21 protein-coding genes and 1 riboswitch are annotated in these 20,481 nt (G+C 63.3%); of the genes, 12 read left to right on the top strand and 9 right to left on the bottom strand.

Features of this window, described 5'->3' with window-relative positions:
• Positions 1-1,208 (bottom strand): cation:proton antiporter (locus Q8K05_RS09185; protein WP_305246327.1); only part of this gene is annotated, 1,208 nt, incomplete at its 3' end.
• Between the two features lie 73 nt (positions 1,209-1,281).
• Between Q8K05_RS09185 and Q8K05_RS09190 the strand changes: the two genes are divergently transcribed.
• The 4 genes from Q8K05_RS09190 (at position 1,282) to Q8K05_RS09205 (ending at position 4,514) form a co-directional block, all read left to right on the top strand.
• Positions 1,282-2,274 carry an SIS domain-containing protein gene (locus tag Q8K05_RS09190; protein ID WP_305246328.1) on the top strand — a complete coding sequence of 331 codons (993 nt, stop codon included), beginning with the start codon at positions 1,282-1,284 and terminating at the stop codon, positions 2,272-2,274.
• Positions 2,275-2,426: 152 nt separating this feature from the next.
• Positions 2,427-2,960: an HAD family hydrolase gene (locus Q8K05_RS09195; protein WP_305246329.1), complete on the top strand. Its 534-nt coding sequence runs from the start codon at positions 2,427-2,429 to the stop codon at positions 2,958-2,960.
• A complete protein-coding gene (gene lptC, locus Q8K05_RS09200; RefSeq protein WP_305246330.1) occupies positions 2,957-3,673 on the top strand; it encodes an LPS export ABC transporter periplasmic protein LptC in 717 nt (238 codons plus the stop codon). The genes Q8K05_RS09195 and lptC overlap by 4 nt, the downstream gene beginning before the upstream one ends.
• Before the next feature lie 64 nt (positions 3,674-3,737).
• The gene (locus tag Q8K05_RS09205; RefSeq protein WP_305246331.1) at positions 3,738-4,514 is read left to right on the top strand and encodes an SDR family oxidoreductase; all 777 of its coding nucleotides are present in this window, start codon (positions 3,738-3,740) and stop codon (positions 4,512-4,514) included.
• 212 nt (positions 4,515-4,726) lie between these two features.
• Here Q8K05_RS09205 and Q8K05_RS09210 read toward each other — a convergent pair whose 3' ends face one another.
• Positions 4,727-5,191 carry an RNA-binding protein gene (locus Q8K05_RS09210; protein WP_305246332.1) on the bottom strand — a complete coding sequence of 155 codons (465 nt, stop codon included), beginning with the start codon at positions 5,189-5,191 and terminating at the stop codon, positions 4,727-4,729.
• A 104-nt stretch (positions 5,192-5,295) separates the two neighbouring features.
• On the opposite strand from Q8K05_RS09210, the gene Q8K05_RS09215 reads away from it, so the two are divergent.
• Complete coding sequence (locus Q8K05_RS09215; RefSeq protein ID WP_305246333.1) at positions 5,296-5,589, top strand: hypothetical protein; 294 nt, start codon at positions 5,296-5,298, stop codon at positions 5,587-5,589.
• Between the two features lie 197 nt (positions 5,590-5,786).
• Here Q8K05_RS09215 and Q8K05_RS09220 read toward each other — a convergent pair whose 3' ends face one another.
• The 3 genes from Q8K05_RS09220 to Q8K05_RS09230 all read right to left on the bottom strand — a co-directional run bounded on the left by Q8K05_RS09220 (position 5,787) and on the right by Q8K05_RS09230 (position 7,962).
• Positions 5,787-6,020, bottom strand: a complete 234-nt coding sequence (locus tag Q8K05_RS09220) for a zf-HC2 domain-containing protein (RefSeq protein WP_305246334.1) — start codon at positions 6,018-6,020, stop codon at positions 5,787-5,789.
• An 18-nt stretch (positions 6,021-6,038) separates the two neighbouring features.
• Positions 6,039-6,605, bottom strand: coding sequence for a sigma-70 family RNA polymerase sigma factor (locus Q8K05_RS09225; RefSeq protein ID WP_305246335.1), 567 nt, complete (start codon positions 6,603-6,605; stop codon positions 6,039-6,041).
• Positions 6,606-6,759: 154 nt separating this feature from the next.
• The gene (locus Q8K05_RS09230) at positions 6,760-7,962 is read right to left on the bottom strand and encodes an ammonium transporter (protein WP_305246336.1); all 1,203 of its coding nucleotides are present in this window, start codon (positions 7,960-7,962) and stop codon (positions 6,760-6,762) included.
• Positions 7,963-8,119: 157 nt separating this feature from the next.
• A riboswitch (yybP-ykoY riboswitch) is annotated at positions 8,120-8,334 on the top strand.
• 9 nt (positions 8,335-8,343) lie between these two features.
• Here Q8K05_RS09230 and Q8K05_RS09235 point away from each other — a divergent pair.
• The 4 genes from Q8K05_RS09235 to Q8K05_RS09250 all read left to right on the top strand — a co-directional run bounded on the left by Q8K05_RS09235 (position 8,344) and on the right by Q8K05_RS09250 (position 12,964).
• A complete protein-coding gene (locus Q8K05_RS09235) occupies positions 8,344-8,910 on the top strand; it encodes a TMEM165/GDT1 family protein (protein ID WP_305246337.1) in 567 nt (188 codons plus the stop codon).
• A gap of 150 nt (positions 8,911-9,060) precedes the next feature.
• On the top strand, positions 9,061-10,308 hold the full coding sequence (locus Q8K05_RS09240) for a homoserine O-acetyltransferase (protein WP_305246338.1): 1,248 nt from the start codon (positions 9,061-9,063) through the stop codon (positions 10,306-10,308).
• On the top strand, positions 10,305-10,913 hold the full coding sequence (metW, locus tag Q8K05_RS09245; RefSeq protein WP_305246339.1) for a methionine biosynthesis protein MetW: 609 nt from the start codon (positions 10,305-10,307) through the stop codon (positions 10,911-10,913). Before Q8K05_RS09240 ends, metW begins: the two co-directional genes overlap by 4 nt.
• A gap of 236 nt (positions 10,914-11,149) precedes the next feature.
• Positions 11,150-12,964 carry a SulP family inorganic anion transporter gene (locus Q8K05_RS09250; protein WP_305246351.1) on the top strand — a complete coding sequence of 605 codons (1,815 nt, stop codon included), beginning with the start codon at positions 11,150-11,152 and terminating at the stop codon, positions 12,962-12,964.
• A gap of 18 nt (positions 12,965-12,982) precedes the next feature.
• Here the strand turns inward: Q8K05_RS09250 and alkB are convergent, their stop codons facing one another.
• From alkB to Q8K05_RS09265, 3 genes are all read right to left on the bottom strand, one after another.
• The gene (gene alkB, locus Q8K05_RS09255) at positions 12,983-13,636 is read right to left on the bottom strand and encodes a DNA oxidative demethylase AlkB (RefSeq protein WP_305246340.1); all 654 of its coding nucleotides are present in this window, start codon (positions 13,634-13,636) and stop codon (positions 12,983-12,985) included.
• Positions 13,637-13,752: 116 nt separating this feature from the next.
• Positions 13,753-14,169 carry a Cu(I)-responsive transcriptional regulator gene (gene cueR / locus Q8K05_RS09260; RefSeq protein WP_305246341.1) on the bottom strand — a complete coding sequence of 139 codons (417 nt, stop codon included), beginning with the start codon at positions 14,167-14,169 and terminating at the stop codon, positions 13,753-13,755.
• Complete coding sequence (locus Q8K05_RS09265; RefSeq protein ID WP_305246342.1) at positions 14,166-16,601, bottom strand: copper-translocating P-type ATPase; 2,436 nt, start codon at positions 16,599-16,601, stop codon at positions 14,166-14,168. Before Q8K05_RS09265 ends, cueR begins: the two co-directional genes overlap by 4 nt.
• Before the next feature lie 156 nt (positions 16,602-16,757).
• Here Q8K05_RS09265 and Q8K05_RS09270 point away from each other — a divergent pair, with 156 nt between their 5' ends.
• The gene (locus Q8K05_RS09270) at positions 16,758-16,946 is read left to right on the top strand and encodes a heavy-metal-associated domain-containing protein (protein ID WP_305246343.1); all 189 of its coding nucleotides are present in this window, start codon (positions 16,758-16,760) and stop codon (positions 16,944-16,946) included.
• A 71-nt stretch (positions 16,947-17,017) separates the two neighbouring features.
• Positions 17,018-17,872 carry an archaetidylserine decarboxylase gene (asd, locus tag Q8K05_RS09275; protein WP_305246344.1) on the top strand — a complete coding sequence of 285 codons (855 nt, stop codon included), beginning with the start codon at positions 17,018-17,020 and terminating at the stop codon, positions 17,870-17,872.
• Positions 17,873-18,050: 178 nt separating this feature from the next.
• On the opposite strand, the gene Q8K05_RS09280 is transcribed toward asd, so the two are convergent.
• Positions 18,051-18,356, bottom strand: a complete 306-nt coding sequence (locus Q8K05_RS09280) for a panthothenate synthetase (protein WP_305246352.1) — start codon at positions 18,354-18,356, stop codon at positions 18,051-18,053.
• Between the two features lie 618 nt (positions 18,357-18,974).
• Here Q8K05_RS09280 and Q8K05_RS09285 point away from each other — a divergent pair.
• Entirely contained in the window at positions 18,975-20,459 is a 1,485-nt protein-coding gene (locus tag Q8K05_RS09285) for a M20 family metallopeptidase (protein WP_305246345.1), read from the top strand.
• Positions 20,460-20,481 lie beyond the last annotated feature (22 nt).

The raw sequence follows: 20,481 nt of genomic DNA on the forward strand, positions 1-20,481 counted from the left end.
GTCATCTGCAGCGACTGCTGCAGCCATTCGATGGAAACCAGCTTCATCACGATGCGGTTTATGTACATGATGATGAAGGGCGTGGCCAGCATCGACAGCACCATGCTGGCCAGGATCGGGTTTAGCAGGGCCGGCGGCACCAGGCGGTTTTGTTGCGCCAGCGACAGCAACACAAAGCCGAATTCGCCGGCCTGCGCCAGGTACAGGCCGGTGCGCAAGGACACGCCGCCGGTCGCCCCCAGCGCGCGCGCCAGTAGCGTGACCATCACCAGTTTGAACAGGACGGGCAGCGTCACCAGCAGCAGCACCATCGGCCAGTGCCGAGCCACCTCCCGCCAGTCCAGCATCATGCCGATGCTGATGAAAAACAGACCCAGCAGAACATCGTGAAAAGGCCGGATATCGGTTTCGACCTGGTGCTTGAATTCCGTTTCTGAAATCAGCATGCCCGCAATAAAGGCGCCAAGCGCCAGACTCAGTCCGGCCCGCTCGGTCAGCCAGGCCAGGGCCAGCGTTACCAGCAGCAGATTCAGCACAAACAGCTCTTCACTTTTGCGCCGCGCCACCAGGGTGAGCCACCAGCGCATGACGCGCTGCCCGCCGGTCATCAGCAGGCCTACCAGCACGGTGGCTTTGAGTCCGGCAATCCCCAGCGCCATAAAAAGCTGGTCCGGTGGCGAACCCAGTGCCGGAATCAGCACCAGCAGCGGCACCACGGCCAAGTCCTGGAACAGCAGAACGCCCATCACGCGCTTGCCGTGCTCGGACTCCAGCTCAAGCCGCTCGGACAGCAGTTTGACCACAATGGCCGTGCTGCTCATGGCCATGGCACCGGACAGCGCCAGCGTGGTTTGCCAGCCCATCTTCCACAAAGTCGGTGCCAGGCTGGCAAGAAACAGTGAGCCCACCGTGGCCAGCGCAATCGTCAGCACGACCTGGAGCAGTCCCAGCCCGAAGACGTGGCGTCGCATGGAGCGCAGCTTGGGCAGGTTGAATTCGAGCCCGATCACAAACATCAGAAAAACCACGCCGAACTCGCCCAGATGGCGCACATCGTCAGCGTTTGCCGACAGCGCCAGCGCATGCGGCCCAATCGCCACACCGACGGCGAGGTAACCCAGCATGGGCGGCAATTTGAGCGAGCGACAGGCAACGACGCCCAGCACTGCGGCCAGCAGGTACAGCAGGGTCAGTTCAAGCGCACTCATGCGTCGATGGTAGCTGATGAGATTGCGCGTTCAGGCCGCTTTTTGCTCTGCTGCGCCTCTATAGAATGCAGGCATGAGCTTTGACGCCACCCCCTTTAATGCCGAGCAGGCACTGACGCTTGCCCGCAAGACCTTTGAGATAGAAGCCGCCGCCGTGCTGGGCCTGGCTGGCCGCGTGGGCGCCGAGTTTGCCGAGGCGGTCAAGCTGATGCTGGCATGCCGGGGCCGCGTGGTCGTCATGGGGATGGGCAAAAGCGGGCACATCGGTCGCAAGATCGCCGCCACGCTGGCCTCCACGGGCACGCCAGCCCTGTTTGTGCATCCGGCCGAAGCCAGCCATGGCGATCTGGGCATGATCACCGGCCTGGATGTGGTACTGGCTATCTCCAACAGCGGCGAGAGTGGGGAGCTTACGGCGATTTTGCCCGTGCTGAGCCGACTTGGCGTGCCGCTCGTTGCCATTACGGGCGGCGTGCAATCGGCGTTGGCCAAACAGGCCCGCGTCACGCTCGACAGCAGTGTGGCGCAAGAAGCCTGCCCCCTGAATCTGGCGCCTACGGCCAGCACCACGGCGCAACTGGCGCTCGGCGATGCGCTGGCCGTGGCGCTGCTCGATGCGCGTGGTTTCAAGGAAGAAGACTTTGCGCGCTCGCACCCGGGGGGCGCCTTGGGCCGCAAGCTGCTGACCCATGTCAGTGACGTCATGCGCAGCGGCGACGCCGTCCCGCAGGTGCGGCTGGCGACGCCCTTTACCGGCATCATGCGCGAGATGAGCGCCAAGGGCCTGGGCGCCACCGCCGTGGTGGACGACCAGCAGCGGGTGCTGGGCATCTTTACCGATGGCGATTTGCGCCGCCTGGTGGAGCAAGGCGTGGACTTGCGCAGCAGCACGGCGGCGGATGTGATGCATGCGCAGCCGCGCACCGTGCGGGCCGACTCTCTGGCCGTTGCGGCCGTCGCCCTGATGGAGCAATACAGCATTACCAGCGTGCTGGTGGTGGACGATGCGGGCGTGCTGTGCGGTGCGCTCAACACCAACGACCTGATGCGGGCGAAGGTGATATGACCCCCACGCTTTTCACTGCGTGTAATGCGCTGCCCCCCGAGGGGGCTGAACTTGCTCGGGGCGGCCCGTCGCTGCGTTCGGAGACCCCCTCGCTCTCCACTTCGTGCGTTTCGCTGCCTCCCCAAGGCGCGCTGCCGGCGCTGAAACCGGCTTTGAATTTTCCGCCGGAACTCCTGCTGCGCGCGCAAGGCGTGAAGGTGGCCTTTTTCGACGTGGACGGGGTGCTGACGGACGGCGGCCTTTACATGTCGGAGGACGGTGAGCGCATCAAGCGCTTCAACACGCTGGACGGCCATGGCCTGAAGCTGCTGCAACAAGCGGGTATCACGCCTGCGGTCATCACCGGCCGCGACAGCCCCGCGCTGCGCGCCAGGTTGCAAGCGCTGGGCATCACGCACGCGCACTTTGGCACCGAAGACAAGCGCCCCGCCGCCGAGATCACCCTGCGGACACTGGGGCTGGACTGGAGCGCGGCGGCGGCCATGGGCGACGACTGGCCCGATCTGGCCGTGATGCGCCGTGCGGCGCTGAGTTGCGCACCCGTCAACGCGCACGCGGAAGTCAGGGCGCAAGCCCACTTCATCACGCAGGCACGCGGTGGACAGGGCGCCGCACGCGAACTGTGCGACCTGCTGTTGGTAGCCAGTGGCTGTTATGCCCGCCTGCTGCAAGCCTACGCCCGATGACGAGTGCCTCCTCAATCCCTTCGGCGGGCCGCGATGGTGTACAGCAGCTAAAAAGCGCCTGGCGCATGCTCTTGCGCCTGTGGGACAGCATGGCCATTTACATGCCCTTGCTGATGATGGGCGCGCTGGCTCTGGGCACCTACTGGCTGGTGCACAACACACCGATCTTCAGCGCGCCCGAGGCGGCCACAGAGGCCCGCCACGAGGTGGACTATTTCATGCGCAAGTTCACGGTCAAAAACTTCGACGAGGGCGGTCGGCTCAAAAGCGAAATCTACGGCATGGAGGGGCGTCATTTTCCGGACACCGACATTCTTGAAATCGATCAGGTGCGCATCCGCAGCACCAATCCTGAAGGGCATGTCACCGTGGCCACTGCCAATCGGGCTTATGTCAACAGCGATGGCTCGGAGGTCCAGCTGACGGGCAACGCGCGGGTGGTGCGCGAGGCCAGCCTGGACGCCAGCGGCAAGGACAGGCCGCGGCTGGAATTTCGCGGAGACTTTTTGCATGCGTTTTTGAACGAGGAGCGCGTCACGTCCCATAAACCCGTGGTGTTGATCCGGGGCAGCGACCAGTTCACCGGCGACAGCTTCGCCTATGACAATCTGGACCAGGTGGCCAATCTGAAAGGCCGCGTTCGGGGTGTATTGATGCCTAAATCTGCTGCCGGTGCAAGCGGGGCGTTGCGTCCCACGCCGCCTGCCCGCTAGCACTGGGGCTGATGTGCCGCCCGAACCGCCCGTAATTTCAGTGCAGCACCAAAGCCCAAGTCCAATGAGCCGTCTCGTGTTCATCACCGGTGCTTCCAGCGGCATCGGCCAGGCGCTGGCCCTGCGCTATCACGCCGCAGGCTTTCGGCTGGCACTGGCCGCGCGACGAACTGAAAACGTCCACTTGTGGGCTGGCGTGCATTCCATCAGTCCCAGCCGCTATGCGGTCTACAGCGCAGATGTGTCGCATACCGACAGCATTGTGGCGGCGGGGCAGGCGTGCATCGCGGCCCAGGGTGTGCCCGATGTGGTGATCGCCAGCGCAGGCATCAGCATCGGCATGGATACCACTATGCGGGAAGATATCGATGTCATGGCCCAGATCTTTGCCACCAACAGCATTGGCATGGCCGCCACGTTTCATCCCTTTGTGGCGGCCATGGTGGCGCGTGGATGCGGCACGCTGGTCGGCATTGGAAGCGTCGCCGGCATACGCGGCCTGCCGGGTCATGGGGCGTACTGTGCCAGCAAGGCCGCGGTGAGCAGTTACTGCGAAAGCCTGCGCGGCGAGCTTCGGTCCAGCGGTGTGAAGGTGGTGACGATTTGCCCGGGGTATGTCGACACAGCGCTGACACGGCAAAACCGCTATGCGATGCCGTTTTTGATGCCAGCTGAAGCGTTCGCCGACAAGGCCTTTGCCGTCATCCAGGCCGGCCGCAGTTACCGCGTCATTCCGTGGCAAATGGGCGTGGTAGCCAAGTTGCTTCGTCTGCTGCCTGATAGGGTGTTCGACAAGGCCCTGGCCGGCCGCGCCCGCAAGCACCGGCGAGACCAGCGCTGATTCATTTTTTCAACATCCCGAAAGCGCGTGCCTGGCGTGAGCACAAGCGTTGCAAGGCGCTGTAAAAATACGGGCTGGTGGCCCACGACACACTGAAAAGCAAAAAGGCTTCAAGAAATAAATCTTGAAGCCTTTTTTGCATTCCTCAACAATAAGTCGAGGAAGCTATTTGCACTGGCTGGTTAGCCAGCAGCGTGAGGGTTTCGCAGGGCTTAGTAGCCGCCGCGTCCACCGCCACCGCCGCCACCGGAACGGCCGCCGCCAGCACCGCCGCCGCCGTACGGGCTACGGAAACCGCCGTCGCTGCCGCCGCCACCACCGGAACGGCCACCACCACCACCGCCGCCGCCGTAACCGCCGCCGCCACCAGCACCACCGCCGTAACCACCACCGCCGCCGCCGAAGCCGCCGGTACGTGGAGGACGAGCTTCCATTGGACGGGCTTCGTTCACGACAACGCTACGGCCGCCCAAAGGCTGACCGTTCATGCCGTTGATGGCAGCTTGCGCTTCTGCATCGCTGGCCATTTCGACAAAGCCAAAGCCTTTGGAGCGACCGGTGTCGCGTTCCATCATGACTTTAGCGCTGGTGACAGCGCCAAATTGACCAAAAGATTGTTGCAGATCTTCGTCACGCACCGAGTAAGGCAGGTTGCCGACGTATAGTTTGTTGCCCATGAAGGGACTCCTCTAAAACACAATAACAAAAGCGATGGGGTCCCGAAAGCTCAACAAATCTTGAACGTACCGCTGTAGCGCGCGAAACTGACCGATCACCTAACTTGCGCGAATTTGAAAACTCGCACCCCAATATTATGCGCCAGTTATTGAAAAGACAAGTGGCATGCCCTTTTTCGCCAAACATTGCCAATCCGCATGAGCAGGCGCTGGGGCGGTTTGGCGACTCTTTGTTGTCGCACCTCGGGTGCCACTGGCGCGCGCCTGCAGGCTGGGAACAAGCCGTTTTTGGGCGCGCCGCACCCCAAACAGGGTGGCATCCGCCGCCCACCAAAGCGCTTCCAGCGACGAAAATCATGTTTTATCAGGATAAAAGCCAAACGTTTGTTGACTTATAAGAAGAGTTAGCGCGTGCACGCCATGGGTCGAGTGGCCCGCCTGGGCTGCTGTCCAAGCGCCAAGCCTGTGCGGAGGGCAGACCATACCCGCCGGTTTCCGCCTGTCAAAAGCCAGGTGAGTCGCCGCGACAAGGCCGATAAACGCTGTGGATAGTGCGAAAAAAAGTTACAAAAAATTGCAACTAAGTTGTGAATGCTCAGCGGTCTCTAGGGGGCGACTGCTCCGCTTCGTCGGTGTAGTGTCGCCATCGGCCCATGGCGGCCCGCAAGGTCAAGACCTGGTTCTCGAATTTTGGGCAGGTCTTGCAAACCGCCAGATGCAGTTTCAGCGCGATGCGATCGGGCAGGCTTAGTCTGCGGTCTTCCCGCGCAATCAGCAGTACAGTAGCCTGCCGACAGGTGCGTCGCAGTAGAGTGATGTTGGGTTTCATGTCAAAAAGGCGTTGGGGTCAGGTGCCACGGTGATCAAACCAGTGAATGTTCAGGCATTCCTGCAGACGCAGGCGGGCCCGGTGCAATTGAACATACAGGTTGGTCGGCGTGAGCGACAGTTCCTTACAGACTTCCTGGGAGGAAAGCTCCAGCCACTCGCGCATCAGAAACAGCCGGCCCATGGCAGGCGGCAGCCGTTCCATGCAGGCGTCCAACACCTGAAAGAACTGCGCCTGCTGCAAAGTTTTGTGGGGGTCGCCCCAATCGTTGGGGGCTTGCGCAAAGTGGCCGTCGGCCTTGAAGGCGATACGGTCAAGTTCGTCGCTTTCGTCGTCAGCGCATTCATCTGGCACGGCCACCAGCCGCGCGTTGCTGCGGATCAGGTCAATAACCTTGTGTTTGAGAATGCCGATCAGCCAGGTTTTGAGCTGGGAGCGGTTGCCAAACGACTGCGGCTTGGACAAGGCGGCCAGCAGCGTTTCGGATACGGCATCTTCGGCCCAGTCGTCATTGCGCAGTTGCAGCCGCGCGAAGCGCAGGAGGTAGATGCGGTGTTCAACGATCTGCTGTTCAAAGGTCGGCATGCTGGACAGTCTAGCGGTAGCCCCTGCCGCGGGTGTGCAGAAAGGAGCGTAGTTTCCCAATAAAACTGAGGTTAAAGTAAGCAGGACGGAGGTAACAAGCTATCGAATAAATAGCAATTTCAGAGCCGAAAAATCGCCCGCCCGGTGCGCCGCGCTACCAGTTGACCTCGCGGTCAGGCGTCGCGCCTATGCGGTGAATCGACAGGTCCGCACCGTCAAATTCTTCTTCCTGGCTCAGGCGCAGCCCCATGGTGGCCTTGAGCGTGCCATATACGGCAAAACCGGCCAGCAACGCCCAGCCGACGCCCATGGCGCTGCCGATGAGTTGCGCGCCCAAACTCACACCGCCCAGCCCGCCCAGTGCCTTGCTGCCAAAAATGCCCGCAGCGATGCCGCCCCAGGCGCCGCACAGCCCATGCAGTGGCCAGACGCCGAGCACATCGTCGATCTTCCATTTGTTCTGCGTGAGCGTGAACATCACGACAAACACCGCGCCTGCCACGCCGCCCGTGACCAGCGCGCCCAGCGGGTGCATCAGGTCCGAACCCGCGCACACCGCCACCAGTCCTGCCAGCGGCCCGTTGTACACAAAGCCAGGGTCATTTTTGCCAACGGCCAGCGCGGCCAGCGTGCCGCCGACCATGGCCATCAGGGAGTTGACGGCCACCAGGCCGGAAATCTTGTCGATGGTCTGCGCACTCATCACGTTGAAGCCGAACCAGCCCACGGTCAGAATCCAGGCGCCCAGCGCCAGAAACGGAATGTTGGAGGGCGGGTGAGCCGACACCGCGCCATCCTTGCGGTAGCGGTTGCTGCGCGCGCCCAGCAGAATCACCGCGGGCAGGGCCAGCCAGCCACCCAGCGCATGCACCACCACGGAGCCCGCGAAGTCATGAAATTCGGCGCCGGTGAGCGACTTGATCCAGGCCTGCACGCCAAAATGCTGGTTCCAGACGATGCCTTCGAAGAATGGGTAGACAAAACCGACGATGACCGCCGTTGCAATCAGTTGGGGGTAAAAGCGCGCGCGTTCTGCGATACCCCCTGAAATAATGGCCGGCATTGCCGCCGCAAATGTCAGTAAAAAGAAGAACCTGACGAGTTCGTAGCCGTTTTTGGCCGCCAGCTCCTCCGCGCCGATAAAGAAATGGGTGCCGTACGCCACGCCATAGCCCACCGCAAAATAGACCACGGTCGACACCGAGAAGTCCACCAGGATCTTGACCAGCGCATTGACCTGGTTCTTTTTTCGGACCGTGCCCAGTTCCAGAAAGGCAAAACCGGCGTGCATGGCAAGCACCATGATGCCGCCCAACAGGATGAACAAGGCATCCGAGCCCTGTTTTAGTGCTTCCATAAATCCCTCTTCGAATGAAATGTAATGTCTTGGTGCGTTTTTGGGTTGGTTCCGGGAACCGCACCAAGTTCAAGCAAGAAATGTGCCGAAAGCGTGCAAAAAAGACGGCCACACCAATCCCTTGTCGGTGGGCCAGCCAGCGGCGGCCGGTATACTCAAAGCTGTCATTGGGGCGTAGCCTCCCTCCTTCCTGTTTCTGACAGGACTTGAGAGGGGTTTGCGTCAACACACTTGTCTGGTTCTGGAATATCGAAGAGATACCGGGGCCGACATGGCGCAAACGGTTTTGACTTGGCGAGACCTTTGACTGCACAGCCTCCGTTTCAGGCCGGGGATGTCGTGCAGTCATGGGTTTTTTATCCGGCCGGAGTCATTGGTTTCATGGAAGCTTTCCTCATCTCTACCGGCATCGTCGCCCTCGCCGAAATGGGCGACAAGACGCAACTTCTCGCGCTGGTGCTCGCCGCGCGGTTTCGCAAGCCCTGGCCCATTGTCCTTGGCATACTGGTGGCCACCATCGCCAACCACGCCATGGCGGGTGCACTCGGCGCCTGGGTTACCACCCTGATCAGCCCGCAAGCCTTGCGCTGGATTCTGGGCGTCTCCTTTATCGCCATGGCGGTGTGGATGCTGATTCCGGACAAGTTCGACGACGACGACACCGACAAAAAGCCGCCCCGCTTTGGCGTGTTCGGCACCACCGTGCTGGTGTTTTTCCTGGCCGAAATGGGTGACAAGACCCAGATTGCGACCGTGATGCTGGCCGCCCGTTATGACGCCTACCTCTGGGTCGTGGCCGGCACCACGCTGGGCATGATGCTGGCCAACGCGCCGGTGGTCTGGCTGGGCAGCCGCGTCACGCGCCTGATTCCGCTGCGTGTGGTGCATATCGTGTCAGCCCTCATCTTCGCCGGGCTGGGTTTGCTGGCGCTGCTGGTATCCGCCTAGATTGCTATACTGATCAGGCGCCGATTTGCTCAGCTTGCGGGCGCGTAAAAAGTACCGCTAAAGACGAACATCCATGAACCCGGACTCGCCCTTAGCGATGCCGGGTTTTCTTTTTGCCGCTTTGTTTTTTGTAGTCAGGGTATTCCTATCGTGTCTTCTGCCTCCGTTCTTGTCGCCACGCCACAGTCCATGCACTTCGCCGGGACGCTGCCATTGCAGAGCGGCGCGGCTATCCGTGCCTACGACCTGGCCTATGAAACCTACGGCCAGCTTAATGCCGACAAGTCCAATGCGGTGCTGATTTGCCATGCGCTCAACGCCTCGCACCATGTGGCGGGCGTCTATCTGGATGAGGCTGGCCGCGTCAAGGAAAAATCCGAAGGCTGGTGGGACACCATGATCGGCCCCGGCAAGCCGGTCGACACCAACCAGTTTTTTGTCATTGGCGTGAACAACCTGGGCTCCTGCTTCGGCTCCACCGGGCCGATGCAGCTCAATCCTGACACGGGTGAAGTTTATGGTGCGGATTTTCCGGTCGTCACGGTGCAGGACTGGGTCAGCGCCCAGGCCCGGTTGCTTGATGCGCTGGGCATCCAGACGCTGGCCGCCGTCATGGGCGGCAGCCTGGGCGGCATGCAGGCGCTGGCCTGGACGCTGCAATACCCCGATCGCGTGCGCCACGCCGTGGTGGTGGCCAGCGCGCCCAACCTGACCGCCGAGAACATTGCCTTCAACGAAGTCGCGCGGCGCGCCATCGTGACCGACCCTGACTTTCACGGCGGGCATTTTTACAGGCACGGCGTGCTGCCCAAGCGCGGCCTGCGCATTGCCCGCATGATTGGCCACATCACCTACCTGAGCGACGACGTGATGAACGAGAAGTTTGGCCGCCAGCTGCGCCAAGCCGTGGAGCTCAAGCCAGGCGCCGGCGAACGCAGCGCCGGGCCGCCCCAAGCAGGGTCAGCCCCCTCGGGGGGGCGCGCATTGCACGAAGTGACAAGCGTGGGGGCCTTTAAATATTCGACCCAGGAAGTGGAGTTCCAGATTGAAAGCTACCTGCGCTACCAGGGCGACAAGTTTGCTGAATACTTCGACGCCAACACCTACTTGCTGATTACCCGTGCGCTGGATTATTTCGACCCGGCCAGCGCGTTCGGCGGCGACCTGAGCCGGGCGCTCGCCAATGCCAGCGCCAAATTCCTGCTGGTGAGCTTCACCACTGACTGGCGCTTTGCTCCGGCGCGCAGCCGCGAAATCGTCAAGGCCCTGCTCGACAACCAGCGCGATGTGAGCTACGCCGAAATCGACGCGCCGCATGGACATGATGCTTTTTTGCTCGATGACGCGCGTTACATGGGCGTGGTGCGCTCCTATTTTCAGAGCAAGGTGACGCCATGAGCGGAACGACTCAAAGCAATGTGCCGCCTTCCCTGGATCTGCTGTCGATTGCCCGGCTGGTGCCGCTCGGCGCCCGCGTGCTTGATCTGGGCTGCGGCACCGGCGCACTGTTGGACTACCTGATCAAGGAGCGCGACTGCTCGGGCTATGGCGTCGAGATTGACGATGCCAACGTGCAGGCCTGCGTGGCCCGCGGCGTCAATGTGATCCAGTTCAACCTTGAAGACGGCCTAGCGCTGTTTGGCGACAGCTCGTTTGACGTGGTGCTGCAAATCGATACGCTGCAGCATTTGCGCAACACCGAAGTCATGCTGCGCGAAACCGCACGCGTGGGCCGCATCGGCATCGTGGCCTTCCCCAATTTTGCCCACTGGCCGAATCGCCTGGCGGTGCTGCGCGGCCGCATGCCGGTGACCAAGGTGCTGCCCTACCAGTGGTACGACACGCCCAACATCCGCGTCGGAACGCTGCGGGATTTTGCCGCGCTGGCGAGTAAAAACCAATTGCAGATTCTTGATTCGTTCGGCTTGCAGGATGGCCAGGAAATCCGCGTCTGGCCCAATGCGCGCGCCAGCCGAGCGGTGTTCAAGTTGCAGCGGGCTTGAGGCGCGTGTCCAGCGCTCGCAGCCGGCGAAGGCCGGTGTCGTCGTGAGACGCGTGATGGCTAGAACGCTCTGTTTTTCATGGCGAATAACGATTGCGCACCGTGCGCAAGAGGCCAATTTGATCCATAAATTGACGAGACGGTGCTGGTTCGGCCTGGCCTGAAAGCCCGCCGGGCTCACGGTATGCTTGAGCCCTCGTGACGAAACCACCTGACGCCAGCGCCGCCATCCCCTTCATGACCCTGCCGGGACGCGTGGCCGAGCGCCTGTTTGGCCCCTGGGTGCGTGGGGTGTCGCCCGCCACGCTGCGCCTCGATGCCATGGCCGGGCTGCTGGGCGCTGTGCTGGTGTTGCCGCAAGGCATTGCCTTTGCCACGCTGGCCGGCCTGCCGCCCGAATACGGGCTGTACACCGCCATTGTTCCCTGCATCATCGCGGCGCTGTTTGGCTCCAGCTGGCATGTCATGTCGGGCCCGACCAATGCCAATTCGCTGGCGCTGTTTGCCATGCTGTCGCCGCTGGCCATGACCTTCAGCCCGGCCTATATCCAGCTGGCGCTGGCCGTCACCGTGATGGTCGGCCTGCTGCAGTGGCTGATTGGCGCGCTGCGGCTGGGCGTGCTGGCCAATTTCATTTCGCCGGCGGTGCTGTTTGGCTTCACCTCGGGCGCGGCGCTCTTGATTGCCGTGCATGCGCTGCCTGATTTGCTGGGCTTGGGCGCTGCGCCCGGGCATGGTGCGGGCGCCGTGCTCGGGCATGTGCTGACGCAACTGCCGTCGGCGCAACCGGTGGCGCTGGCCGTGGCCGCCATCACGCTGGGCGTGGCGCTGCTGCTGCGCCGTTTTCGCCGCAGCTGGCCCTACATGCTGATCGGGCTGGTGGTGGCCACTGCGCTGGCCTGGGGGTGGCGCCAGTATTTCAGCGGCAGCGTGACGCCGTCTTCGGCGCTGCGCACGGTGGGGCAAATCGCCACGCCGTGGCCGCGCTTCGGGGTGCCCAGCATCAGCTGGGCGCAGGCGTCAGACCTGGTCGGCCTGGCGTTTGCGCTGACCATCGTGGCGCTGGGGCAGGCGATCTCGATTGCCAAGACGGTGGCGCTGCGCTCCGGCCAGCGCATTGACGCCAACCGCGAGTTCCGGGGCCAGGGCCTGTCCAACATCGTGGGCGGTTTTTTCTCGTGCTATGTGTCGTGCGGCTCCATGAACCGCTCCATGCCCAATCTGGAAGCCGGTGCGCGCACCCCGCTGGCCTCGGTGTTTTCGGCCTTGCTGCTGCTGGGGCTGGTGGCCGTCAGCGCGCCGCTGCTGGCGCAGATTCCCATGGCCGCACTGTCGGCGCTGCTGGTGCTGGTGGCGCTGAGCCTGCTCGACTTTGCGCGCTGGCGCCAGCTGTTCAGCCTGAGCCGCACCGATTTCGGCGTGGCGCTGGCCACGATGGTGGCCACGGTCACGATCCGGCTGGAAATTGCGATCTTGCTGGGCATGCTGTTGTCGCTGATGTCGTTTTTGTACCGCACCTCGCGGCCCGCCATGCGCACCATGGGCTTTGACGGCCGGGGCCTGGACCGGCAGTTTGTGGTGATTGACACACCCGATGACCCTGACGAGCCCCCGCACCAGGCGCTGCCCGAATGCCCGCAGCTGAAATTGCTGCGCATGGAGGGCGAGGTCTATTTCGGCGCGACCCAGCATGTGGCCGACATCCTGCACGCGCTGCGCAGCCAGCCCAATCCGCAAAAGCATTTGCTGGTGATGGCCAAGAGCATGAACTTCATCGACCTGGCCGGTGCCGAGCTGTGGGCCGCCGAGCTTGCCGCGCGCCGCGCTATGGGCGGCAACCTGTACTTTCACCGGCCCCGGCCCGAGGTGATCCGCATGTGGCGCAAGACCGGCTTTACCGCCGTGCTGGGCCCCGAGCACCAGTTTCCCGACAAGTTCACCGCGATTTCCACCATCTTCAGCAAGCTCGACCCCGAAATTTGCCGGCACTGCACGGCGCGCATTTTCTGGGAATGCAAGACCGCGCCCGGGCCGGACAGCAGCGCGTCCTGAAACCCGGCGCTATGGCTTCTAGCCCGCGCAGCGAAACGTCAGGTTGATGCGCTGCCGGCCCAGCTGGGCATGGTCGCCATCGGCCAGCGGCGCCACGCCGTGAAAAGCCAGCCGCGACGGGCCGCCCCACACCACCACGTCACCGTGCGCCAGCCGGTAGCGGGCGGGGCGGTCACTGCGCTGGCCGCTGCCAAACAGGAAAACCGCCGGCAGCCCCAGCGACACCGACACAATCGGCGCCGTCATGTCGCCTTCGTCCCGGTCCTGGTGCAGCGACATGCGCGCGCCGGGCTCGTAGCGGTTGATCAGGCAGGCGTCGGGCCTGAAGTTATCAAACCCCGCCTCGGCCGCCGCCCGCACCGCGATCGCCAGAAAGCAGCCGGGCATGGCGGGCCAGGGCTGGCCCGACAACGGGTCGGTACGGCTGTAGCGGTAGCCGCTGCGGCATGAAGTCCAGCCCAGCGCGCCGCAGTTGCACATGGCCACCGACATGGTGTGCCCGCCCGGCGTGACCAGGTGGCGCAGCGGCGCGGCCGCGATGACCTGCTTGACGCTCTGCGCCAGCGCGTCAGCCACAGGGCAGGCAAAGCCGCGCAGCAGCACCGCACCTGGCGCAATCGCTTCGGGCGCGCCATAAGGCGTTGGCGTTTCATCGAAAAGACTTCGCGTCAAGCCATCCTCCTTTGGCTACGCTGTTTTATGATCAAATTGGCCTCTAGCCCAATTAAATAGGGTTCTTGTAGCTATAAAATATATAGCAAATTATCGCTGCAACCGGCACGGAACGCTTACCCCGCCAGCCCGCTCAAAATCGGACAATCCGGCCGGTGATTCCCCTGGCAGCCATCCGCCAGCTGCGCCAGCGTCTGCCGCATCGCCTCCATCTCGGCAATGCGCCGCTCCAGGTCCGCCACATGGGCCTGGGCGATGCGTTTCACGTCGGCGCTGGCGCGGCGCTTGTTTTGCCACAGCTTGAGCAACTCGGCGATTTCGGCCATGCTGAAACCCAGGTCGCGGGCGCGGCGTATGAAGCGCAGCGTGTGGACTTCCTTCTCGCCATACTGGCGGTAGCCGGCGTCGGTGCGGTGCACAGGGGGCAGCAAGTCCAGTGATTCGTAATGGCGGATCATCTTGGCCGAGACGCCCGACTGGGCGGCGGCCTGGCCGATGTTGAAGGGACCGCTTATGGCGATACAGGCGGTCATTCAGACTTTCCTTTCCAGCGGCGCAGCAGCAAGGCGTTGCTCACCACGCTGACGCTGCTGAACGCCATGGCGGCACCCGCGATCACGGGGCTCAGCAGGCCCAGGGCCGCCAGCGGAATGCCGACCACGTTGTAGAAAAACGCCCAGAACAGGTTCTGCCGGATCTTGGCGTAGGTGCGGCGCGAGATGTCGATGGCGTCGGCCACCAGCGCCGGGTTGCCGCGCATCAGCGTGATGCCGGCCGCGTGCATCGCCACGTCGGTGCCGGTGGACATGGCAATGCCCACATCAGCCGCCGCCAGCGCAGGCGCGTCGTTGATGCCGTCACCGACCATCGCGACGCGGCCGCCGCCTGCCGTGACCTGCTGCCTGAGCTGGCCGATGAGGGCGGCCTTGTTTTCGGGCAGGACCTGGGAATGCACGATGTCGATGCCCAGTTGGCTGGCCACGGCTTGGGCGCTGCCCCGGTTGTCGCCGGTGACCAGCGCGGTCTGGATGCCCAGCGCGTGCAGGCTGGCCACGGCCGGGGCGGCGCTGGCCTTGAGCGTGTCACCAAAGGCCAGCAAGGCCAGCAGCTGCGGCGCGCCGCTCACATCGGCCAGCCAGGACACGGTCCGGCCTTCGGCTTCGAGTGCCTGCGCGCGTGCCGCAAAGGCAGCCAGGTCCACGCCCAGCTCCTGCATGAAGCGCGGGCTGCCCAGCCGCAGTTCGCGCCCCTCCACCATGGCCGACATGCCGCGCCCGGCCACCGCGCGGACTTGCGATGCGGCCGGCACGCTGAGCTGGTCTTTCAGGGCGAGCGCGGTGACGGCTTTGGCCAGCGGATGTTCGCTGCCCGACTGGATCGCGGCGCTCCAGGCCAGCACGGCGTCGCGGGAAGCGCCCAGCGGCTCCAGCGCGACCAGTTCAGGCTTGCCTTCGGTCAGCGTGCCGGTCTTGTCAAAGGCCACCACCTGGACCCGGTGCGCCACTTCCAGCGCCTCGGCGTCCTTGATCAAAATGCCGTGCTTGGCCGCCGCCCCGGTGCCGACCATGATGGCCGTGGGCGTGGCCAGCCCGAGCGCACACGGGCAGGCAATCACCAGCACGGCGACGGCGTTCAAGATCGCGGGTTCCCAGTTACCGGTCGCCAGGCCCCAGCCCAGCAGCGTGACGGCAGCGATGACGATGACGACCGGCACAAACACCGCGCTGACCTGGTCGACCAGCCGCTGGATCGGCGCCTTTTTGGCCTGCGCCGATTCGACCATGCGCACGATGCGCGCCAGCGTCGATTCAGCACCGACGGCCGTGGTGCGCACCACGATCAGCCCTTCGGCGTTGACCGCGCCGCCGGTGACCCGGTCGCCCGCGTGTTTGTTCACGGGCAGGCTTTCGCCGGTGATCAGCGACTCGTCGACTTCGGTGGCGCCTTCGGTGATCTGGCCGTCCACCGCGATGCGTTCGCCGGGGCGCACCACGACCAGGTCGCCCACCCGCACCTCGGACACCGGCACTTCTTCGTCCAGGCCGTTGCGGCGGCGCCGCGCGGTATCGGGCCGCAGCGCATTGAGCGCGCGTATGGCTTCGGTGGTCTGGCGCTTGGCGCGCGCTTCCATCCATTTGCCCAGCAGCACCAGCGTGATCACGACGGAGGAGGCTTCGAAATACAGATGCGCCATGCCGTGATCGCCATGCACCAGCAGCTGGTAGACGCTGAGCCCGTAGGCGGCCGAAGTGCCCAGGGCGACCAGCAAATCCATGTTGCCCGCGCCGGCCCGCACCGCCTTGTAGCCGGCCTTGTAAAAGCGCGCGCCCAGCCAGAACTGGACCGGCGTGGCCAGCAGCCACTGCAGCCAGCCGTCCAGCATCCACATCTTGCCAAACAGCAGGCCGACCATCGGCAGTGCCAGCGGTGCCGACAGCGCGGCCGCCAGCGCAACCGGCCACCAGTCGGGCCCGGTTTTGGAGGCCGGGCCGGCGGCACTTTCGGTGTCAGCCTGCAGCGGCCACGCCCGGTAGCCGGCTTTATCAACGGCGGCAATGATCTGGGCCAGCGTGACGGCGCCGCCTGTCACCTTGACCTCGGCGGTCTCGGTCGCCAGGTTGACCTCGGCCGACAGCACGCCCGGAAGCAGCTTGAGCGCTTTTTCCACGCGCGACACGCACGACGCACAGGTCATGTCGCCTATCTTGAGCCGCAGCGACTGCTCGCCCACGACATAGCCGGCTTTTTCGACGGCGCGCTGCAGCGCGTGCATGCGGACACCCTGGCCCGCCTGGACGCTGGCCTGCTCGGTGGCGAAATTAACGCTGACGTCCAGCACGCCCGCCACGCTGGCCAGCGCTTTTTCAACACGGGCCACGCACGACGCGCAGGTCATGCCTTCGACGGGAAAGCGCCATTGCGTTGCTGTGTTTTCCGTATTCTGTGATGTCTGCGTGCCGCTCATGCGCGTTCTCCTGAAGGGAATCGCCGGGGAACAAAGCCCCGACAATCATTGGAGTCTGAACCTTACCACCATGGCAGGGTCAAGCCTTCTTGACTTTGCCCCTGTGGGAAGGTTCAGACTGCAGGCTGTTTCACCCCAACCCTTCAAGGAAACTGTATGGAATTCGATATCCCCGCCATGAGCTGCGGTCACTGCGTCAAGGCCATCACCGAGGCGCTTCAGCTGTTTGATCCCAGCGCAAAAGTCAGCGTGGACTTGCCTGCTAAAAAGGTGACGATTGACACCGCCCAGGACCGCGCCACGGTGGCAGCGGCGCTCACGGACGCCGGCTACCCGACGCACTGACGCCCTCCGGTCCGCACAGGCATTTCACGCCGCCCGATAGAATGCCGCGACACCCACTACCGTGAGCGCCTGTGCCTGATCGTTTTGCCGTTTTTCTCCAATACCTGCTGCCCAAGCGGGCGCTGACCGCTTTTGCGGGTTTTGTTGCGTCGCGCGAGCGCGGCTGGGTCACCACGGCGCTGATTCGCTGGTTCGTCGGTAAATACCAGGTGAACATGGGCGAGGCGGCCAACGCCGACATCACCGCTTACCCCACCTTCAACGCTTTTTTTACGCGCGCCCTGAAACCCGGTGCGCGGCCGCTGGCGCGGGCCGCGCTGGTCTGCCCGGTGGACGGTGCGATCAGCCAGCTGGGCGCGATTGCGCACGACCAGATCTTTCAGGCCAAGGGCCACCACTATTCCGCCACTGCGCTGGTGGGCGGTGATGCGGCGCTGGCGGCGCAATACCAGGATGGCCACTTCGCCACGATCTACCTCAGCCCCAAGGACTACCACCGCATCCACATGCCGTGCGATGGACGCCTGAGCCGCATGATTCACGTGCCCGGCGAACTGTTTTCCGTCAACCCGGTCACGGCACGCGGCGTTCCCGGCCTGTTTGCGCGCAACGAGCGGGTGGTCTGCGTGTTCGAGTCGGCGCGCGGCCCGTTCGTGCTGGTGCTGGTGGGCGCCACGATTGTGGGCAGCATGGCCACCGTGTGGCACGGCGTGGTCAATCCGCCGCGCGGCGAGCGGGTGCGCGAGTGGCACTATCCGGTTCAGCCAGGGGCGGACATCGTGCTTCAACAGGGGGAAGAGATGGGCCGCTTTTTGCTGGGCTCTACCGTCGTGATGCTGTTTCCCAAGGGGCCGTTGAGCTTCAACCCGGCGTGGGCGGCAGGCGGCCCTGTCCGCCTGGGTGAGGCCATGGCCAACTGCGCCTGAGGGCATCCGCTGCCGCGAAGATCATCGATTGTCACGCTTGGGTGACAGCAATGCAGCGAAAACCGACATTTTTACCCAATGGCAACGTATTGGTTCTGTCAATACGCTGCGCACATGAATTGAGGAAAGGGACTCGCCGTTTGCGGCGCGTCCCGCTCGAACGCAGGATGAGGGGACCTCACGCCCACTTTTTGCCGAGCTCCTCCAATCCAGCCTTTTGCAAATCATCCGGGTTCATCAGAATCCGAAATTTGCAATTCGCCTGGAAGTTGAGAAAGAAAGGCTCTGAAAAGCTGGGAATATCCGACGCATGTTGTACGTCGATCACGAAGATTGCGCCGCGTGTTCCGTCCTGCTCTGTGAAGTAGGCCGCTTCCGGCTTTATTGTTTCAAGGATACGTCCAATCGTCTCGCCCGCTTTTCCGCTTCTGACGAGAGAGTTGAAAGGCTCATGTGGAATTTCAACCGTAAGTAGCATTTTCATGTGATGACCTCTTTTTTTTGCGGAATTCCAAGGCGGTTCCGCACCCGCACGATGGATTGGCGAAGAGTGCATAAAGCGGCTGGGATAAGAGCCAAATTGGCTTTTCCCACACTTCCCACCGCCTATTTCAACTCCCACACGATCCGCGCCAGCTTGCAACCGGAGCACATCGACTAGCTGAAATTGCGCAGACTTGCCCGGCCTGCGAAACAATGTTCCGTCGAAAACTGACAGCATCTGTTGAGATTTGACAAGTTCACTGTAAAAAAAGGAAGAGCCAGGGATTGGTGAGTGCCCATGGCACGGGAACGCCCACTACGATGAAGAGACAACCCCCAGCCTGACAACGCCAGCACGTGGCACCGGGGTGCCGATTGGTTATTTGGGCGCCCCGAGCGGCTCCTACAGTCTTTGGGAGACATCGAATAACGCGAGTTTGGCATCAGGCGCTGGCAGCCTGAAGGCTTGGGACGACTTCAATGGCCGTAATAGCGCGGCTGCCACGCCTGGCAGGCGACTGGCTTCACAGGCAGGGAGCCGGTCGGCGCGTTGCTGGTTAGCGGCGTAAAGTAGCGGGTTCGCAGCTTCCCGCTGACTTGCCACTTCGGAGTCCCCGCCATGAACGCCCCATTGCAAAATTTGCACCGCGAAATTCCCGCCAGCATCCTCAACGCCGCCCAGGCGCTTTCCCAGGTCACGACGCAGTGGGACGATGACATCGTCCGGCAACTCACCGGCTACATCGCGATTCCGGCCAAATCGCCGACCTTTGACAGCGATTGGGCCCAGCACGGCTATATCGACACGGTCGTGCGCAACGCGGCGGCCTGGGTAGAAGCGCAAAAGGTAGAAGGCCTCAAGCTCGAGATCGTGCGGCTCGAAGGGCGCACGCCGGTGCTGTTTTTTGAAATCCCGGCCACCCGCGCCGGCTCCACGCAAACCGTGCTGATGTACGGCCACCTCGACAAGCAGCCCGAGTTCACCGGCTGGCGCAGCGACCTGGGCCCGTGGACGCCGAAATACGAGGACGGCAAGCTCTACGGCCGGGGCGGCGCCGATGACGGCTATGCGGTGTATGCCAGCATCGCCGCCGTACAGGCGCTAAAAGCGCAGAACATCCCGCATCCGCGCATCGTCGGCCTGATTGAAACCTGCGAGGAAAGCGGCTCCTACGACCTGTTGCCTTACGTCAACACCCTCAAAACGCGGCTCGGCGAGGTGGCGCTGGTGGTCTGCCTCGATTCGGGCGCCGGCAACTACGACCAGCTCTGGCTGACCACCAGCCTGCGCGGCAACGCGGCCGGCGTGCTGAAAGTGGAAATCCTCACCGAAGGCGTGCATTCGGGCGACGCCAGCGGCCTGGTGCCGTCGAGCTTTCGCATCATGCGCCATTTGCTCGACCGGCTCGAAGACAGCAAGACCGGGCGGCTGCTGCCGCAAAGCTTTCACTGCGAAGTGCCGGCCGACCGGCTGCTGCAGGCCGAGGCCACGGCCAAAATCCTGGGCGACGAGATCTACAAGCGTTTTCCGTGGGCGCATTACGACTGCGAAGGCGCCACCGCCTTTGCGCTGCCCACCACCACCGACCCGGTCGAGGCGCTGCTCAACCGCACCTGGCGGCCGACCCTGAGCGTGACCGGCGCCGATGGTTTTCCGGCGCTCAAGGACGCGGGCAATGTGCTGCGCCCCTACACCGCCTTCAAGCTGTCGCTGCGCCTGCCGCCCTTGATTGACGCCAGCATGGCGGTGCGGGAGCTCAAGACCCTGCTTGAAGACAACGCGCCCTACCAGGCCAAAGTCACTTTTGAAAGCAACGGCGGCGCTACCGGCTGGAACGCGCCCGGCACGGTGCCGTGGTTTGAAAACGCCCTCAACGACGCATCGCAAAGCTTCTTCGGCGCGCCTTGCGGCACGATTGGCCAGGGCGGCACGATTCCGCTGATGAGCATGCTGAGCCAGGGCTTTCCGAAGGCGCAGATGATGGTCTGCGGCGTGCTCGGCCCCAAGAGCAACGCGCACGGCCCGAACGAGTTTTTGCATGTGCCGTATGCCAAGAAGCTGACGGCGGCCGTTGCGCATGTGATGGCCAGCGTGCCGGGCTGAGAGAATTTTAATAAAAAAGCCC

Source organism: Polaromonas sp. (assembly GCF_030682935.1).
GTDB lineage: Bacteria > Pseudomonadota > Gammaproteobacteria > Burkholderiales > Burkholderiaceae_C > Polaromonas.

Bases quoted from the DNA above. Each gene is read 5' to 3' on its own strand.
- Q8K05_RS09235 (WP_305246337.1), top strand. From the start codon at position 8,344: ATGGAAGCTTTCCTCATCTCTACCGGCATCGTCGCCCTCGCCGAAATG.
- Q8K05_RS09225 (WP_305246335.1), bottom strand. From the start codon at position 6,605: ATGCCGACCTTTGAACAGCAGATCGTTGAACACCGCATCTACCTCCTG.
- Q8K05_RS09280 (WP_305246352.1), bottom strand. From the start codon at position 18,356: ATGAAAATGCTACTTACGGTTGAAATTCCACATGAGCCTTTCAACTCT.
- cueR (WP_305246341.1), bottom strand. From the start codon at position 14,169: ATGACCGCCTGTATCGCCATAAGCGGTCCCTTCAACATCGGCCAGGCC.
- Q8K05_RS09270 (WP_305246343.1), top strand. From the start codon at position 16,758: ATGGAATTCGATATCCCCGCCATGAGCTGCGGTCACTGCGTCAAGGCC.
- Q8K05_RS09265 (WP_305246342.1), bottom strand. From the start codon at position 16,601: ATGAGCGGCACGCAGACATCACAGAATACGGAAAACACAGCAACGCAA.
- Q8K05_RS09285 (WP_305246345.1), top strand. From the start codon at position 18,975: ATGAACGCCCCATTGCAAAATTTGCACCGCGAAATTCCCGCCAGCATC.
- lptC (WP_305246330.1), top strand. From the start codon at position 2,957: ATGACGAGTGCCTCCTCAATCCCTTCGGCGGGCCGCGATGGTGTACAG.
- metW (WP_305246339.1), top strand. From the start codon at position 10,305: ATGAGCGGAACGACTCAAAGCAATGTGCCGCCTTCCCTGGATCTGCTG.
- Q8K05_RS09250 (WP_305246351.1), top strand. From the start codon at position 11,150: ATGACCCTGCCGGGACGCGTGGCCGAGCGCCTGTTTGGCCCCTGGGTG.
- Q8K05_RS09190 (WP_305246328.1), top strand. From the start codon at position 1,282: ATGAGCTTTGACGCCACCCCCTTTAATGCCGAGCAGGCACTGACGCTT.
- Q8K05_RS09210 (WP_305246332.1), bottom strand. From the start codon at position 5,191: ATGGGCAACAAACTATACGTCGGCAACCTGCCTTACTCGGTGCGTGAC.
- Q8K05_RS09230 (WP_305246336.1), bottom strand. From the start codon at position 7,962: ATGGAAGCACTAAAACAGGGCTCGGATGCCTTGTTCATCCTGTTGGGC.
- Q8K05_RS09220 (WP_305246334.1), bottom strand. From the start codon at position 6,020: ATGAAACCCAACATCACTCTACTGCGACGCACCTGTCGGCAGGCTACT.
- Q8K05_RS09205 (WP_305246331.1), top strand. From the start codon at position 3,738: ATGAGCCGTCTCGTGTTCATCACCGGTGCTTCCAGCGGCATCGGCCAG.